Source organism: Streptomyces sp. CT34 (assembly GCF_000805335.1).
Classification (GTDB): domain Bacteria; phylum Actinomycetota; class Actinomycetes; order Streptomycetales; family Streptomycetaceae; genus Streptomyces.
In genome coordinates this window covers 4,326,172-4,341,303 of the sequence record NZ_KN708638.1, presented here as the reverse complement: position 1 = coordinate 4,341,303, position 15,132 = coordinate 4,326,172, and the positions used below count along the sequence as shown (strand labels likewise).

Sequence of the window (15,132 nt, the reverse complement as noted above, 5' to 3'; positions counted from 1 at the left end):
TCCGGCGGCCGTCCGAAGAGCCGAGGCGGAGCGCAAGGCGCCGGAGCGGCTCGACAGCGGAGGGCAGCGCGGCGAGCTGCCGTGCCCGACGTCGCGGACCCGGCCACGACCCACCGGACAGACCCCGGGCTCGCGCCGAAACGCGTCCGTACGTGCAGATCGACCAGGAGAGACACCGTCGCCATGGCCAAGAAACGCCGTCCCCAGCCCCAGGCCGCCGCAGCACAGTTCAAGGGCGGCGAGGTGCCCGTGGTCGGCGCCCGGGAACCCTGCCCGTGTGCTTCCGGCCGCCGTTACAAGGCATGTCACGGGCGGCAGGCGGCACATGCCGCGACCGAGCTCGTCCAGCGGCCGTTCGAGGGCCTGCCCGGCGAGTGCGACTGGGTGGCGCTGCGCGAGCTGGTGCCCGCCGCCACCGCCGAGTTGACGCTGAAGGGCGGGCTCCCAGAGGGGGTGCCCTCGGTGACGCTGGCGACCGTGCTCCCGATGGCCTGGCCCGCGCTGCGCCGGGACAACGGCGCGGTGCTGCTCGGCCTCCAGAACGACACCGCGTCGGGGGACATCAGCCGGGATCTCGCCGACACCCTCCAGCGCGCGCTGACCACCGAGCCGGGCAATCCGGTCGCCGCCGGGCGGGCCGCCGCCGACGGGCCGCGGCTCCAGGATCTGCTCGACCTGGACGCGCCTTTTGAGCCGACCGTCCACACCGGCTTCGAGTTCTGGGTGGAGAACGCCGAGAACGCCACCGGCGAGGTCGCCGCCTCTCTGGAACGAGCCAACGCCGCGGCCATCCCGACCGCCCGGATCCCCGGTCTGGAGGGCGCGTACTGGTGCGAGGCCCCGGAGAAGAACCACCTGCGCTGGGTCACCTCGCACCCGGAGGAGAAGCTGCTCGACGCGCTCGCCCGGCTGCACGCGGCCGGCACCGCCTCGCTGGGCGAAGGCACCCGGCTGGTCGGCTCGTTCCGGGCCCACGGCCTGGTCGTCCCGGTCTGGGACCTGCCGTCCTCCATGACCGCCGAGGACGTCACCGCACCGGCCGCGGCCTTCGAGGAGCGGCTGGCCAAGGCGCTCGCCACGGACACCCCGCTGACCCCGGAGGAGCGCCGCTCGCGCGGTGGGCTCACCAACCGTCAGATCACCCTGAGCTGACGGTGACGCGGCGGTGACCACGAAGTGATCATGGAAGTGACACCTGTCACAGCGCCCGCCGTAACTCCCGGTCCCCACCGTTAAATCGGCGTCCGGAATTCCACGATCGAATTTGCGAACCGCCGATCTCTTGTTACGGTTCTAAAAGCCCGGTCGCTGGTGCATCCCCCGTCGCCAGCGACCGGGCGCTTCCATGTCCGGCGCCGGACGGTCCGCCCGGTCGCCGGCCGGGGCCGTCAGTGCCCCGGGCCCTTCCCGCCCGGCCCCGAATCCCCGCCGCCCGGCGCCGAGTTGCCGCCGGAGCGCAGCAGCAGCCGCTCTCCCGCCGCGTCGGAGATCTCCGCCACCGCGCCGTACAGGATCCCCGTCTTGCGGACGGTCGCGCCGCTCGGTGTCTCGCAGACCCCCGGCTCGTCGCCCGCCGGTACCTCGCAGTTCACCTGGACCGTCCGGCCGTCCGGACGCAGCAGCGTCAACACGGTGCGCAGCGGTTCACCCGTCGTGTTCCGGTAGTACGTACGCCCCCAGGTCCGCCCGTTCTCGGCCAGGACGCAGGTCTGGGCCGTGAGGCCCTGCGGGGCGGTGAGTTCGGGGCCGCAGTGGGTGGTGCGGGCGCCGGAGAGGAGCGGGAGGCCGAGCTCGGCGAGCGGGTCGGCGGGGCTCCGGGGCACACCCGCCCGCCGGGCGGCCTTGTCATGGCCCGCCCCGCCCGCGGCCGACGCGGCCTTCCCGGCCGGCCGTTCCGCGGATGCGTCCGGCGCGCCCGAGGTGAACAACGTATCCACCGGTCCCGCCGTCGCGGCGGCCAGAGGAACGACGAGGGCGAGCACGGCGGTGCCGGCGAGCCCGGTGAGGCGGAGAATCCGCGCACGCTGCATGGGACCCACTTGCGAGAGATAAGAGATACGAGGGATGCGGTGAAACGCACAGGACGGCGAGGCAGGTGAAGAAGGTGGAGAAAGTGCCGTCGGCAGTGCCGGACGGTGCGCCGAACCTACCGGGCCGCGGGGGTGGCACCCGGTGCCCGCACACCCATTTCCCGTAGTCGGACGGGTCCCTCACACCCGTACGGATGAATCGGGCCCGTGCGCCGCCCGCAAGGACCCAGTCGCCGCCGTCCCCCCGTACGCCCTCCGCTCAGTACGCGAGCCGGCTGCCGCCGTCCGGCGTGCCGGTGCTCGCCATGACCAGCGCGTCGACGATCGTGGCCACCTTCGGCAGCCAGGGCGCGGCCGGGGTGGCGGCCGGCGGGCGCTCCCAGCGGACCTTCCCGGCGCCGGTCGGGGAGGGCGGGAGCACCAGATAGCCGCCCTCGCCGTGGAAGCGCAGCGAGCTGGGCACCCAGTCCTGGCCGTGCAGCAGCTCGCCCAACTCCGGTAGCCCGTACGGCGATACCAGCAGCGACCAGCGGGTGGGGGTGGCCACCACGGGGCCGGTGCGCACGCCGAAGTGGTCCAGGGCGGCCAGTGCGCGGGCCCCGGCGACGGCCGGGAGGCTGACCGCGCACGGCGCGCGGCCCCCGGTGGCGAGGACGATCGGGGCATCGGGGCGGTTGGCCCACCACCAGCGCACCATCCGGGCATCGGTGGTGGCCGCCAGCAGTCCGGGGTCGAAGGGGTGCGCCCCGGGCACCGCGCAGTCCGGGTCAAGGCAGCTGCACCGGCGGGCGGCCCGCTCGCCGAGGCCGAGCCGGGCACCGCCCGACGGGCGGGCGGGCGGGCGGAGTCCCACGCCCGGGAGTACGGGCCAGTGCCACTCGGTGGCGCAGTGGAGCGCCGCGCCGAGCAGCGCCGACCTGCCGCTGCGCCGGAACAGGGGCTTGCGTCGCCTTCCGAGGATCTCGCGCATGAGCGCTCGTTCCTTTCCGTAAACGCCGAGGGCTGGTCCATCGCACTGCATGCCGGTGCCTGGGCACCGTCGCACATGCCGTTCACATGCCGTTGTGTTGCGTCAGGCCGGTACGTCGTGGTGCTGCGGCCTGGGTCATGCGGTTCGGTCGGCCGACCTGGTTGTGCGACCCGGAGGTCGTTCGCGCATCGATCACCACACGTGGATCCCTGGTCACCCCGTGTACGAGGCAGCGCATCACGCCGTACGCCGAGCGTGGAACGTGGCGGAGGGTGGCGCGCGCATGGCGCTTGCGCTTCCTGAGTGCCATCCCGCCGCTTGGGAGTGCGTCGCGGTCGTCGCCGTATAGGACGCCGGTGCCCGCCGGAGAGTTCCGGTCCGGCTTCAACTGGCCCGGCACCTATCCGAGTACGTACCCGCCACGCTGGATATGACGCGCTGTTGATCGCCGTCAGTCGACCTCAAATTGACGCTCAGGGGGCTGTTTTCAGGCCAATCTACAGACCTCGTTGACACCACAAACCCCATCGGGACAATGCTGGACATCACATCGCTGGTGCGTGTACATGTGGAGGCATTGATAGCGGAGCAGCATGACATGGGGGTTTGCGATGCTATTGAGGAAATTGAGCGGCCGGACGTACCGCACAACATCACTCAACGAATTGCCGCACTCCCTACGAATCTGCGGCCCGACCTGGGGTTTCGTCTGGCGCGACGTGGGTCGTCGGCCATGAGCGCCCCGCACGTACCAAAAGTGGCTGGAATCGAACCAGCTCTTCCCGCTCCCGCGCACACTACCGACCCGCGCGTGACGCGGTCCCCTGCTGACGCCTCTGCCGACAGCCCTTCTGACAGCCCGTCCGACGCCTCCGCGCACACCCCCCGGGACGGCTCCCCCGACCTCTCCCCCGTCGACCGGATCGCCGCCGTACAGGACCGGCTGGCCGGCTGGATCTCCGACCTCAGCACCCTGCACGACCTCACCGAACGGCTCGCCCGCACCCGCACCTTGGAGGACGCCCTCCACGAACTCCTGCGGGCCGGCGCCGCGCTCGTCGGCGCCCGCCGCGGACTGGTCGTACTGGCACCGGCCGACGGGCTCGGCCCCGAAACCACCGTCGGCCTCGGCCTGGGCCACGCCGACATCGGCCACATCGAGACCGTGCCGCGCCGCGCGCTGTCGTACGCGCGGATACTGGACGGCCTCCCCGAACCCGGCGACGACACCGGACCCGACGCCCGTACCGAGATCGCCGAACCGGACATCCCCGGCGAGAAGGACCTCGACCCCCGCCTCCGCGAGGTCGCCGCACGCCTCGGCTACGCCGCCAGCTACGCCGTACCGCTCACCGCCGACCCCGTCGGCCGGACCGGCGCCGTGGTCTGGCTCTACGACGAACCCGCCGAGCCCAGCGCCCGCCAGCGCCACCTCGTCGGCCTCTACCGCGCCCACGCCTCCGAACACCTCGCCCGGCTCCTGGAGCTGCACCGCAGCCGGCGGGCCGCCCGCACCCTGCGCGAGGAGCTGCTGCCCAGCCGGCTGCCGCGGATCCCCGGCGTACGGCTGGCGGTGCGGCACAGCACCGGGCCGCACGGCGGCGGCGACTGGTACGACGCGCTGCCGCTGCCGGACGGCGCACTGGGCCTGGCCGTCGGCTCGGTCACCGGGTCGGGGCCGGGCGCGGTGGCCGCGATGGGACGGCTGCGGGCCTCGCTGCGCGCCTACGCCGTCATGGAGGGCGAGGATCCGGTCGCGGTGCTCTCCGATCTCGAACTGCTGATGCGGCTGACCGAGCCCGCCCGTACCGCCACCGCGCTGTTCGCCTTCAGCGAGCCGCCGGGCGCGGCGCCCGCGTCGCCCCCGCTGCCGGCCGGGGGCGAGTGTGTCGGGGGGCCCGCCCCGCGCAAGCTGCTGCTGGCCGGGGCCGGGCACTGCCCGCCGCTGATCCTCGGCGATCTGCGGGCCGAGTTCGTGGAGACCTCGCTGTCCGCGCCGCTGGGCATGCTGACCTGCTGGGAGGCGCCCAGCGTGGAGATCGAACCGGCCCGCGGCGAAACCCTGCTCCTCTACAGCGACGGGCTGCTGCACCGCACCGGCGAGCCCATGGACCGCGCCTTCGCCCGGCTGCACTCCGCCGCCGCCGGCGTGCCCCGGGCGGTCCGGCACGACCCGGAGGCGGTCGTCGACCACGTGCTGCGGGTGATGCTGCCCCAGGGGCTGGACGATCCGTCCTCGGAAGAGGACGTGGTGCTGCTGGCGGCACATTTCGAGGAGTAGCGGTGCCCGCGGCCGGGGAACCGATGGCCGCAGCGCCGGAGAAGTCACACCTTCATGCCTCTGGACGGTTTTCCGTGCGCACTTACGATGGAATGCGGTTCAGTCCTGAACGCCTTAAAAGGAGGCATGGTGACCGACGAGCTCACACCGGAGACCCCGGACGAGGAAGAGCAGCCGATCAAGCAGCGCAAGAACGGCCTGTACCCGGGCGTATCGGACGAGCTCGCCGCGAACATGAAGAGCGGCTGGGCCGACACCGAGCTGCGCGACCTCCGGCCGATCGAGCAGGCGCCGCACGCCGAACGCCGCCGCGCGGCGCTCTCCGCCCGCTTCCCCGGCGAGCGCCTGGTGATCCCCGCGGGCAACCTCAAAACCCGCTCCAACGACACCGAGTACGCCTTCCGCGCCTCGACGGAGTACGTCTACCTCACCGGCGACCAGACCGATGACAGCGTCCTCGTCCTGGAGCCCCGCGACGGGGCCGGCGGCCACGACGCGACGATCTACCGGCTGCCCCGCTCGAACCGCGAGAACGGCGAGTTCTGGCTGAACGGGATGGGTGAGCTGTGGGTGGGCCGCCGGCACAGCCTGAGCGAGTCCGCGGCGCTGCTGGGCGTCGCCTGCAAGGACGTCCGGGAGCTGACCGGGGCGCTCAAGGAGGCCACCGGCCCGGTCCGCGTCGTCCGCGGCCATGACGCCGGCGTCGAGGAGGCGCTGCGCGACAAGGTGACCGCGGAGCGCGACGAAGAGCTGCGGGTGTACCTCTCCGAAGCCCGGGTGATCAAGGACGAGTTCGAGATCGGCGAGCTCCAGAAGGCCGTGGACTCGACCGTGCGCGGTTTCGAGGACGTCGTCAAGGTCCTGGACAAGGCCGAGGCGACCAGCGAGCGCTACATCGAGGGCACCTTCTTCCTGCGCGCCCGTGTCGAGGGCAACGACATCGGCTACGGCTCCATCTGCGCCGCCGGGCCGCACGCCACCACCCTGCACTGGGTCCGCAACGACGGCGCGGTCCGCTCCGGCGAGCTGCTGCTGCTGGACGCGGGCGTGGAGACCACCACCCTCTACACCGCGGACGTCACCCGCACCCTGCCGATCAACGGCCGGTACACCGACCTCCAGCGCAAGATCTACGACGCGGTCCACGAGGCCCAGGAGGCGGGCATCGAGGCCGTCAAGCCGGGTGCCGCCTTCCGCGACTTCCACGACGCGGCGCAGCGGGTGCTCACCGAGAAGCTGGTCGAGTGGGGCCTGGTCGAAGGCCCGGTCGAGCGCGTCCTGGAGCTGGGCCTGCAGCGCCGCTGGACCCTGCACGGCACCGGCCACATGCTCGGCCTGGACGTCCACGACTGCGCCGCGGCCCGCACCGAGACATACGTCAACGGCACGCTGGAGCCCGGCATGGTGCTGACCGTCGAGCCCGGTCTGTACTTCCAGGCGGACGACCTGACCGTCCCCGAGGAGTACCGCGGCATCGGCGTCCGGATCGAGGACGACATCCTGGTGACCGAGGACGGCAACCGCAACCTGTCGGCGGCGCTGCCGCGCCGGGCCGACGAGGTCGAGGCGTGGATGGCCGGGCTGCTCGGCAAGTAGGACCGCCATGCGGCGCGTAAGGGGCCCGCCCCTTACGCGCCGTTCGTCTTCGTGCGGTACGCGCCCGCCTGTGCCGCCGCCCAGGCGGCGGTGGCCGCGGACTCCGCGAGGTCGGGGTCCACGGGGTGGCGTTCGATCAGGATCCGGTAGTAGAAGGGCGCGCCGAGGGCCGCCATCACGGCCTTCGGGTCGGTGTCCGCGGGCAGTTCGCCGCGGGCGATGCCGCGCTGCACCATCGCGCCGGCCAGCACCAGCCGCTCGTCGAAGAAGGTGCGCAGCGCGGTGGCCGCCTGCGGGTCGCGGGCCGCGGCGGCGACCACCGCCTCGATCAGGCTGCGCATCCGGGGATCCCCGTAGAACCCCGCTATCGCGCGGGCCAGGGCGTGCAGATCGCCGGGGAGGGTCCCGGTGTCCGGCAGCGGCACGCTCCCGCTCAGATCGGTGAGCAATTCGCAGACCAGTCCCTCGACGCCGCGCCACCGGCGGTAGAGCGTCGCGAGGTGGACCCCCGAGCGCTGGGCGACCCGCTCCATGGTGAGCGTGGCGAAGCCGCCCTCGCCCAACTCCGCGAAGACCGCGGCGAGTACGGCCTGGCGGGTGCGGGCCGTCCGGCCTCCGGGGCGGGTCTCGCCCGGGGAGTGGTGCGCGGTCGTCACGGCGGCTCCGTTGTGCGGTGCGTGGTGCGGTCCGTAGTGCGGATTGCAGTGCGGGTTCTGGCCAAGTATTGTCCGACAAAGGTTAACGCGAGCAAGTTCGCGTTAACTCTGGTGCGCGCTGGTCTCGCTGGGCAAGGGGACGCCGCGGGGGAGGTCCTCCCACCACGAGACCGCGCTGCCCACCAGCTTTCAAGGGCGATTTCCGGACATGCCCGTGATCTCCCGGGTTGCCGATGTCCGCCCGGCCTGGCAGGGGCGACCGGCGCGGTACGGCGGCACCCGCAGCCCGACGTGCCGCCGCGGACCGCCCGCCGGCCGTCCCGCCGCCGCTCAGCGCAGCCCGTGCCGCCGCGCCACCATCCGCTCCACCGCCCCGTCGGACAGCAGCCGGCGGAGCAGGAAGACCACGGGGGCGTTGCTGCCGACCGCGTAGTGCGGCTTCGGGCGGGCGGCCTCGATCGCCTTGAGGACGGTCGCGGCGACCCTGGCGGGCGGGATCCCGTTCGCCTCGTTGGCGTTCAGGGCGGCCAGCATCGTCCGGCAGTCGTCCGCGAACGGCGAATCGGCGGCGAGGTACTGGGTCCGCCGCTCGCTGATGCCGGTGGCGATCGACCCCGGTTCGACGGTGGTGACGGCCACGCCGTACGGGGCGACCTCGCGTCGGGCGGCGCTCGCGAAACCCTTGAGGGCGGCCTTGGACGCCACGTACGAGGAGCGGTAGGCGAGCGGGAAGCTGGCCAGCATCGAGCCGACCATGACCACCCGGCCGAAACCGTGCTCCCGCATGCCGGGCAGTACCAGCTGGCTGAGCCGCACCGCGCCGAAGACGTTCAGCTCGAAGAGCCGCCGCACCGCCGCCATGGGCAGCTCCTCGAAGGGGCCGCTCTGGCTCTCGCCGGCGTTGTTGACCAGTACGTCGACCGGGCCCGCGGCGGCGGCGCACGCCTCGATGGCGGCCTCGTCGGTGAGGTCCAGCGCGAGGTAGGAGACACCGGGGACGGGCGCGCGGACCGCCGCCGGGTCGCGGCTGGTCCCCAGCACGCGGTAGCCGCGGGCGACCAGCGCCGCCACCACCGCCGCCCCGATCCCGGAGGAGGCGCCCGTCACCAGCGCGGTCCGGCCGGCCGCCGGCGCCCCGGTCACGCCAGGCTCCGGGCCAGCGCGCGCCCCGCCGCCCGGCCGGAGAAGATGCAGCCGCCCAGGAAGGTGCCCTCCAGCGCGTTGTAGCCGTGCACCCCGCCGCCGCCGAAGCCGGCGACCTCGCCCGCCGCGTACAGCCCGTCGAAGACCGACCCGTCCGGGCGCACCACCTGGGATTCGAGGGTGGTCTCCAGTCCGCCCAGCGTCTTGCGGGTCAGCAGATGCAGCCGTACCGCGATCAGCGGGCCGTGCGCCGGATCGAGCAGACGGTGCGGTCTGGCGACCCGGGCGAGCCGGTCCGGCCAGTACGCCCGCGCGTTGTGCACCGCCATCAGCTGGAGGTCCTTGGAGAAGGCGTGCCCCACCTCCCGGTCGCGGGCCGTCACCTCCCCCTCAACCCGCGTGAAATCCACGGGCGTTGCGGGCTCCAGCGCGTTCATCCCGGCGACCAGCTCGCGCAGGGTGCGCCGTACGACGAAGTCCTCGCCCCGGTCGAGGAACGCCTGGACGGGTCCCGGTGCGCCCTTCTTCACCCGCGACAGCGCGAGCTTGAGGTCCTTGCCGGTGATGTCCGGGTTCTGCTCGGACCCCGACAGCGCGAACTCCTTCTCCACGATGGAGCGGGTCAGGATGAACCAGGTGTGGTCGTGCCCGGTGTGCACGATGTGGCGCAGGGTGGCGAGCGTGTCGTGCCCGGGGAAGAGCGGGGCGGGCAGCCGCCGCCCGGTCGCGTCCAGCCACAGGGACGACGGTCCGGGGAGGATCCGGATGGCGTGGTCGGGCCAGACCGGGTCCCAGTTCTTGATGCCCTCGGTGTAGTGCCACATCCGGTCGCGGTTGACGATCGAGCCGCCGGCGCCCTCGGTGATCTCCAGCATCCGCCCGTCCACGTAGGCGGGCACCCCGGTGATCATCGCCTTCGGCGCCGGCCCGACCCGGTCCACCGGCCAGTTCTTCCGCACGAGTTCGTGATTGCCACCGATACCACCGGAGGTGACCACCACCGCCTGCGCCCGCAACGCGAACTCGCCCACCGCCTCCCGCGACGACGCCACCCCGCGCGGCTCGGCCGAGGGCACCAGCGTCGTCCCGCGCACCCCGACGGCGGCCCCGTCCTCCACGATCAGTTCGTCGACCCGGTGCCGGTGCCGGAAGACCACCAGCCCGCGCTCGGCCGCCGCCCGCACCGGCTCGGCGAACACCCGGACGACCTCGGGCCCGGTCCCCCACGTGAGGTGGAAGCGGGGGACGGAGTTGCCGTGCCCGGTCGCGGTGCCCGCGCCGCGCTCGGCCCAGCCGACGGTCGGCGTCACCCGCAGCCCGAGCCGGTACAGGTAGTCGCGCTTCTCCCCGGCGGTGAAGTCCACGTAGGCGTGGGCCCATTGGCGCGGCCAGTGGTCCTCGCGCTCGCGGTCGAAGCCCGCCGAGTCCAGCCAGTCGGCCAGCGCCAGCTCCTGGGAGTCCCGGATGCCCACCCGCCGCTGCTCCGGGCTGTTCACCAGGAACAGCCCGCCCAGCGACCAGAACGCCTGGCCGCCCAGATTGGCCTCGCTCTCCTGGTCGACGACGATCACCCGGCGCCCCGCGCGGGTGAGTTCGTACGTCGCGACCAGGCCGGCGAGCCCGGCTCCTACGACGATGACATCGGCGTCGTCGCTCATGACGGCTCCTCAGGAAGGTGGCAGCGGCTACGTGGTGGGCGGTCGGTCAGGAGATACGGGCGTGCTGTAGGCATCCAGCACGTTGAGGAAGAGCGCGGCACGGCGCTCACGGACACGCTTCTCGTCCGGCTCCAACAGGACCTGTACGGCGGTCCCGTCGTGGACGGCGACCAGGGCGTGGCCGAGCGCGGCCGGATCGGCGACCCGGCGGCCGGCCCGCTCCAGCGCGGCCACCACCACCGGCAGAACGGTGTCCTGGATGGCCTGTTCACGGGCGACCACGACATGGCGGAGGGACGGATTCCGCAGCGCGTGCGCGGTGAACTCCGCCGAGACCCGGTACCAGGCGTCCTCGACCGGTATCGCCGCCAGCGCCGCCCGCACCGCTTCCCGCGGCGTCGCCGACGGGACCTCCGCCAGCGCGGCCCGCAGGTCGTCGAGCAGCCGCGCCGAACGCTCCTCCCACATGGCGAGGAACAGCTCGTCCAGCGAGACGAAGTTGGAGTAGAACGCACCGCGCGTGAAACCCGCCCGCTCGCAGATCTGCTCGACGGTGGACCGCCCGAAGCCGGTCTCGGCGAACACCTCCAGCGCGGCGTCCAGCAGCCGCCGCCGGGTCCGCCCGCGGCGGGCGGTGACACGCTGCGGAGCGGCCAGCCGCACGCTCGCCTGCTCAGGGGTTGTCGGCATCGGGACCCGTCCTCGTCCGGCGTTCGATACACAAACGTATCCGATGCACGAACGTATCCGATGCATAGACGTATCGACAAGGATGTGGCCGGGTGTGGCGGGTGTGACCGGTGGAACAGGGAGCACCTGGTGGAGCAGAGAGCGACGGATGGAACAGGGGGTGCCGCAAGTACGTGCCGGGTGGGGCGGGGCAGGGCGCGCGCACCGCGCTCGTCCATACACAAGGCGCCGCCCGCGGACCACCCGCGGCGGCGCCCTCACGGCTACGGGCGAAGGCCCCTCACGACGCCATCGGCAGCGCCGCGCCCTCGCGCCACTTGAGGATCTTGTCGAAGCTGACCACGGCGCCGCGTCTGCCCGTGCGGTTGCGGTACTGGACGTGGTCGGTGAGGGCTTCGATCAGAAAAAGCCCCCGGCCGTCCTCGGCGAACGCGGGGGCCTGCGCGGGGGTGGGGACGGGAGCCGGCGTCAGAGCGCGGTCCGTCGCGGTATGGGGAACGGTATGGGGAGGGGCGGTGCGGCGGAAGCCCGGTCCGGAGTCGGTGACTTCGATGCGGCAGGTGTCGCCGTCGATGTAGGCGGTGACGCGGTAGTCGTCGGTGGTGGCGTCGCCACCGTGCTCGACGGCGTTCGCACAGGCTTCGGAGAGGGCGACCGACAGGTCGTAGCTGATGTCCGGGTCGACGCCGGCCGTCTCCATCGTGCCCAGCAGCAGACGACGGGCGAGCGGCACACTCGCGGCCTCACGCCGCAGATGGAGGGTCCACCAGATGCTCATCGCTCCAGCCTCCTGGGCACGGCTCGACATACCGATACCTATTGCCGCGCCGCAAGGTCCGTAAGCATGTCCGGGACGTGATGCCGCTCATTCGGCGGATGCGAAAGGTGAGCGCATAGGTGTAGGCGAGGCGCCGCGTGCGCGCCGTCGCGCGCCCTGGCGGACGCCCTCGACGCCCCGGCGGGCGCCCCCGTGAGCGGTGCCGTGCCGTAGGTGGTGGAAACCCTGCCGTAGGCGGTGGATAAGGGCAGTGGGATGATGGCGCCCGCCATGACTGCCCCGCCCGCCCCCACCGCGCGCGCTGCCGCCGATCTGCGGCTGCTGAGGGCCGCGGTGTTCACCGCGGTCTGCGTCGTGCTGTCCGCTGCCGGGCACATGGCCGCCTCGTTCGCCGCCGTTCCGCTGTGGACGCTGGGCCTGGCCTGCGCCGCGGTGTTCGCGGTGGCGGCCCCGTTGGCCGGGCGGGAACGCTCGCTGCCGGGGATCGCGGCCGGACTCGCGGTGGGACAGCTGGCGCTGCACTCGCTGTTCGCGATGGGGCAGCACCCCATGGCGGCGCGGCCCGCCGGTGTCTCCGACGCGACGGCCGTCGCGCTGGCCCGGCACATGACGTGCGGGCTCGGCGGCGTACGCCTGGACGGCGGCGGGGCCCGGCGGCTGCTCGGCCCCGGCGGCCTGGACATGGCCACGGCGGCCGGGCTGACGGGCTCCGGCGGGCATGCCATGAGCGGTGGCGCGGGCGGCGCCTGGACGATGTCGCACTGTCTGGCGCCGTCGCTGCCCATGCTGCTGGGGCATCTGCTCGCCGCGCTCGCGCTCGGCTGGCTGCTGCGGCGGGGCGAGGCCGCGCTGTGGCGGCTGGTGCGGCTGTCGGCCCCGGCGGCGCGGGAGGTCGCGGCACAGGCGCTGGTCGGCGCGCTGCGCTGGGCGCTCACCCTCGTACGGGCGCTGCTGGCCGGACTCGGCGCGGCGCACGACGACGCGCTGCGCGCCCCCCTTTCGTACGGGGATGACAAACCCGGCCCGCGCGATGCCGCGCTCCACCACAGTGTCGTCAGGCGCGGACCGCCCGCCCCGGCCTGCCTGGCCCTCGCGGCCTGACGCCACGCGCAGCACGCTCCCGGAGGACCGGGGAGGACGGGCCGGCGCGGCGTCGGCGCGCGCCGGCCGGACACCGACCGTCCCCATTTCCCTCCTGTCCTCATGGAGCGTTTCGTCATGTCCAAGTCCCAGTCGTCGCGCCGTGTCGTCCGCCGGCTCCCCGTCGTCGGCACGATCGCCGCCGGCTCCGTCCTGCTGCTCGCCGGTCCGGCCTTCGCGCATGTCACCGTGCAGCCGGGCACCGCCCCCAAGGGCGGCTTCGCCACCGTCGACATCAAGGTGCCCAACGAGAAGGACAACGCCTCGACCGTCAAGGTCGAGGTCTCCCTGCCGACCGACCACCCGCTGGCGTCCGTGATGCCGGAGCCGGTGCCCGGCTGGAAGATCGACATCACCAAGTCCAAGCTCGCCAAGCCGATCGAGATGGAGGGCGAGAAGATCAACGAGGCGCCCTCGAAGATCACTTGGACCGCGGACGGCAAGGGCATCGAGCCCGGCCAGTTCCAGCAGTTCCCGCTCTCCGTGGGGCAACTGCCGAACGACGCCGACCAGCTGGTCTTCAAGGCCCTCCAGACGTACGACAACAAGGAGGTCGTGCGCTGGATCGAGCCGGCGAAGCCGGGCGGCCCGGAGCCGGAGAACCCGGCGCCGGTGCTCAAGCTCACCGCGGCCGGCGCCGACGGCACCGGCCAGGGTTCGGGCGACACCAAGAATGGCACCAAGAGCGGCACCACCGCGGAGGCCGCGGACGCGTCCACGAGTGACACCACGGCGCGGGTGCTGGCCGTCGCCGGGATCGTCGTCGGCATCGTCGGGGTCGCGTTCGGCGTGCTCGCCGGCCGGCGCCGCAACGCCTGACCGCGGCCTCGCACCCCACCGGGAACCGGACCGGCGGCCGGGCCACGCCGGTCCGGCCCGCCCGCCGGCATCCGCCCGGATGCGGAAGCACCGAACCCGGAACGAGCAGCATCAGCAGAACCAGCAGAATTCGCTGAAGTAACAGAAGTAGCAGAAGTAACGGGCTTAACGGAACGACTGGAACAAACGGGATATATCTGTCATGCGTACCTCATCTGCGATGCGCAGAAGGAGCCTGCTGCTGTCCGCCCTCGGGGCGACCGCCGCGCTCACCCTGACCGCCTGCGGGAGCGGCGACGCGGGCAAGCCCGCCGCCGTGGTCTCCGGCGGTACGACGGCGAAGCCGATCCTCACCCTCGACTCCCCGATGGAGAAGCCGGACCTCACCCTGACCGACACCGACGGCAAGCCGTACGACCTGCTGGAGAAGACCAAGGGTCATCCCACGCTGATCTACTTCGGCTACACCAACTGCCCGGACGTCTGCCCGACGACGATGGCCAACATCGCGGTCGCGGTGAAGCAGCTGCCCAAGGCCGAACAGAGCGATCTGCGGGTGGTCTTCGTGACCTCCGACCCGGAGCGCGACACCCCGGCCCAGCTCAAGAAGTGGCTCGGCGGCATCGACCAGGACTTCATCGGCCTGACCGGGAAGTTCGACACCATCCAGAAGGCCGCCCGGAGCGTGAACATCGGGATCGAGAAGCCGGTCATCAAGAAGAACGGCGATGTCGTCTCCACGCACGGCGCGCAGGTCCTGCTGAGCTCCGCCAAGGACGACAAGATCCACTGGATGGGCATGCAGGAAGCCACCTCCGACAACTACACCACCGCACTGCCGAAGATCATCAAGGGACAGAACCCGTGAACCGCCGCACCACCCCCGTCAACCGCCGCATAGCCCTGACCGCCGCCGTCACCCTCACCGCCGGCCTCGCGCTGACGGCGTGCGGCGGCGGGGACTCCGCACCCCAGCTCAAGGTCAGCGACCCGTACATGCCGCAGCCGGTCACCCAGAGCATGGCCGGCGCGTACTTCGTGATCAAGAACAGCGGCGGCACCGCCGACAAGCTCACCTCGGTCACCAGCGACCTGTCGAAGGACATCACGATCCACAAGACGGTCGGCAACAAGATGGAGCAGGTCAACTCCCTTCCGGTGCCGGCCAACGGAGAGCTCACGCTCGGCCCCGGCGGCAACCACCTGATGTTCATGGGCCTGTCGAAGAAGCCCGCCGAGGGCCAGACGGTCACCATCAAGCTGCACTTCGCCACCGCCGCCCCGATCACGGTGCAGGTCCCGGTGAAGGCCACCGGTTACACGCCGAAGCACTGATACGGCCGAAGCACTGATACGCAGGAGCACCCAGGA

14 protein-coding genes are annotated in these 15,132 nt (G+C 72.4%); 7 read left to right on the top strand and 7 right to left on the bottom strand.

Annotated elements, in window-relative coordinates; translation table 11 throughout:
* Positions 1-183 precede the first annotated feature (183 nt).
* Complete coding sequence (locus RZ84_RS18965; protein ID WP_043265300.1) at positions 184-1,152, top strand: DUF5926 family protein; 969 nt, start codon at positions 184-186, stop codon at positions 1,150-1,152.
* A gap of 236 nt (positions 1,153-1,388) precedes the next feature.
* Here the strand turns inward: RZ84_RS18965 and RZ84_RS18960 are convergent, their stop codons facing one another.
* Together RZ84_RS18960 and RZ84_RS18955 are read right to left on the bottom strand one after the other, a co-directional pair.
* Positions 1,389-2,030 (bottom strand): hypothetical protein, encoded by a 642-nt coding sequence (locus RZ84_RS18960; RefSeq protein ID WP_043265299.1) that lies wholly within the window; start codon positions 2,028-2,030, stop codon positions 1,389-1,391.
* Positions 2,031-2,289: 259 nt separating this feature from the next.
* Positions 2,290-3,000 (bottom strand): bifunctional DNA primase/polymerase, encoded by a 711-nt coding sequence (locus RZ84_RS18955; protein ID WP_043265298.1) that lies wholly within the window; start codon positions 2,998-3,000, stop codon positions 2,290-2,292.
* Between the two features lie 733 nt (positions 3,001-3,733).
* Here RZ84_RS18955 and RZ84_RS18950 point away from each other — a divergent pair.
* Both RZ84_RS18950 and RZ84_RS18945 read left to right on the top strand, forming a co-directional pair.
* Positions 3,734-5,281 carry a PP2C family protein-serine/threonine phosphatase gene (locus RZ84_RS18950; protein ID WP_043265297.1) on the top strand — a complete coding sequence of 516 codons (1,548 nt, stop codon included), beginning with the start codon at positions 3,734-3,736 and terminating at the stop codon, positions 5,279-5,281.
* A gap of 129 nt (positions 5,282-5,410) precedes the next feature.
* Positions 5,411-6,877, top strand: coding sequence for an aminopeptidase P family protein (locus RZ84_RS18945; protein WP_043270266.1), 1,467 nt, complete (start codon positions 5,411-5,413; stop codon positions 6,875-6,877).
* Between the two features lie 32 nt (positions 6,878-6,909).
* On the opposite strand, the gene RZ84_RS18940 is transcribed toward RZ84_RS18945, so the two are convergent.
* The 5 genes from RZ84_RS18940 to RZ84_RS18920 all read right to left on the bottom strand — a co-directional run bounded on the left by RZ84_RS18940 (position 6,910) and on the right by RZ84_RS18920 (position 11,802).
* Positions 6,910-7,533 carry a TetR/AcrR family transcriptional regulator gene (locus tag RZ84_RS18940; protein WP_043265296.1) on the bottom strand — a complete coding sequence of 208 codons (624 nt, stop codon included), beginning with the start codon at positions 7,531-7,533 and terminating at the stop codon, positions 6,910-6,912.
* Positions 7,534-7,863: 330 nt separating this feature from the next.
* Positions 7,864-8,676 carry an SDR family oxidoreductase gene (locus RZ84_RS18935; protein ID WP_043265295.1) on the bottom strand — a complete coding sequence of 271 codons (813 nt, stop codon included), beginning with the start codon at positions 8,674-8,676 and terminating at the stop codon, positions 7,864-7,866.
* Positions 8,673-10,334: an FAD-binding dehydrogenase gene (locus tag RZ84_RS18930; protein ID WP_043265294.1), complete on the bottom strand. Its 1,662-nt coding sequence runs from the start codon at positions 10,332-10,334 to the stop codon at positions 8,673-8,675. The genes RZ84_RS18935 and RZ84_RS18930 overlap by 4 nt, the downstream gene beginning before the upstream one ends.
* Positions 10,335-10,361: 27 nt before the next feature.
* Complete coding sequence (locus RZ84_RS18925; RefSeq protein WP_052230017.1) at positions 10,362-11,024, bottom strand: TetR/AcrR family transcriptional regulator; 663 nt, start codon at positions 11,022-11,024, stop codon at positions 10,362-10,364.
* 280 nt (positions 11,025-11,304) lie between these two features.
* Positions 11,305-11,802, bottom strand: a complete 498-nt coding sequence (locus tag RZ84_RS18920) for an ATP-binding protein (protein WP_043265292.1) — start codon at positions 11,800-11,802, stop codon at positions 11,305-11,307.
* Positions 11,803-12,072: 270 nt separating this feature from the next.
* Here RZ84_RS18920 and RZ84_RS18915 point away from each other — a divergent pair, with 270 nt between their 5' ends.
* From RZ84_RS18915 to RZ84_RS18900, 4 genes are all read left to right on the top strand, one after another.
* Complete coding sequence (locus tag RZ84_RS18915) at positions 12,073-12,903, top strand: hypothetical protein (RefSeq protein ID WP_043270264.1); 831 nt, start codon at positions 12,073-12,075, stop codon at positions 12,901-12,903.
* 117 nt (positions 12,904-13,020) lie between these two features.
* Entirely contained in the window at positions 13,021-13,761 is a 741-nt protein-coding gene (locus tag RZ84_RS18910) for a YcnI family copper-binding membrane protein (protein ID WP_043265291.1), read from the top strand.
* Between the two features lie 220 nt (positions 13,762-13,981).
* Positions 13,982-14,629 carry an SCO family protein gene (locus tag RZ84_RS18905; RefSeq protein WP_043265290.1) on the top strand — a complete coding sequence of 216 codons (648 nt, stop codon included), beginning with the start codon at positions 13,982-13,984 and terminating at the stop codon, positions 14,627-14,629.
* Positions 14,626-15,096 (top strand): copper chaperone PCu(A)C, encoded by a 471-nt coding sequence (locus RZ84_RS18900; protein ID WP_043265289.1) that lies wholly within the window; start codon positions 14,626-14,628, stop codon positions 15,094-15,096. The genes RZ84_RS18905 and RZ84_RS18900 overlap by 4 nt, the downstream gene beginning before the upstream one ends.
* Positions 15,097-15,132 lie beyond the last annotated feature (36 nt).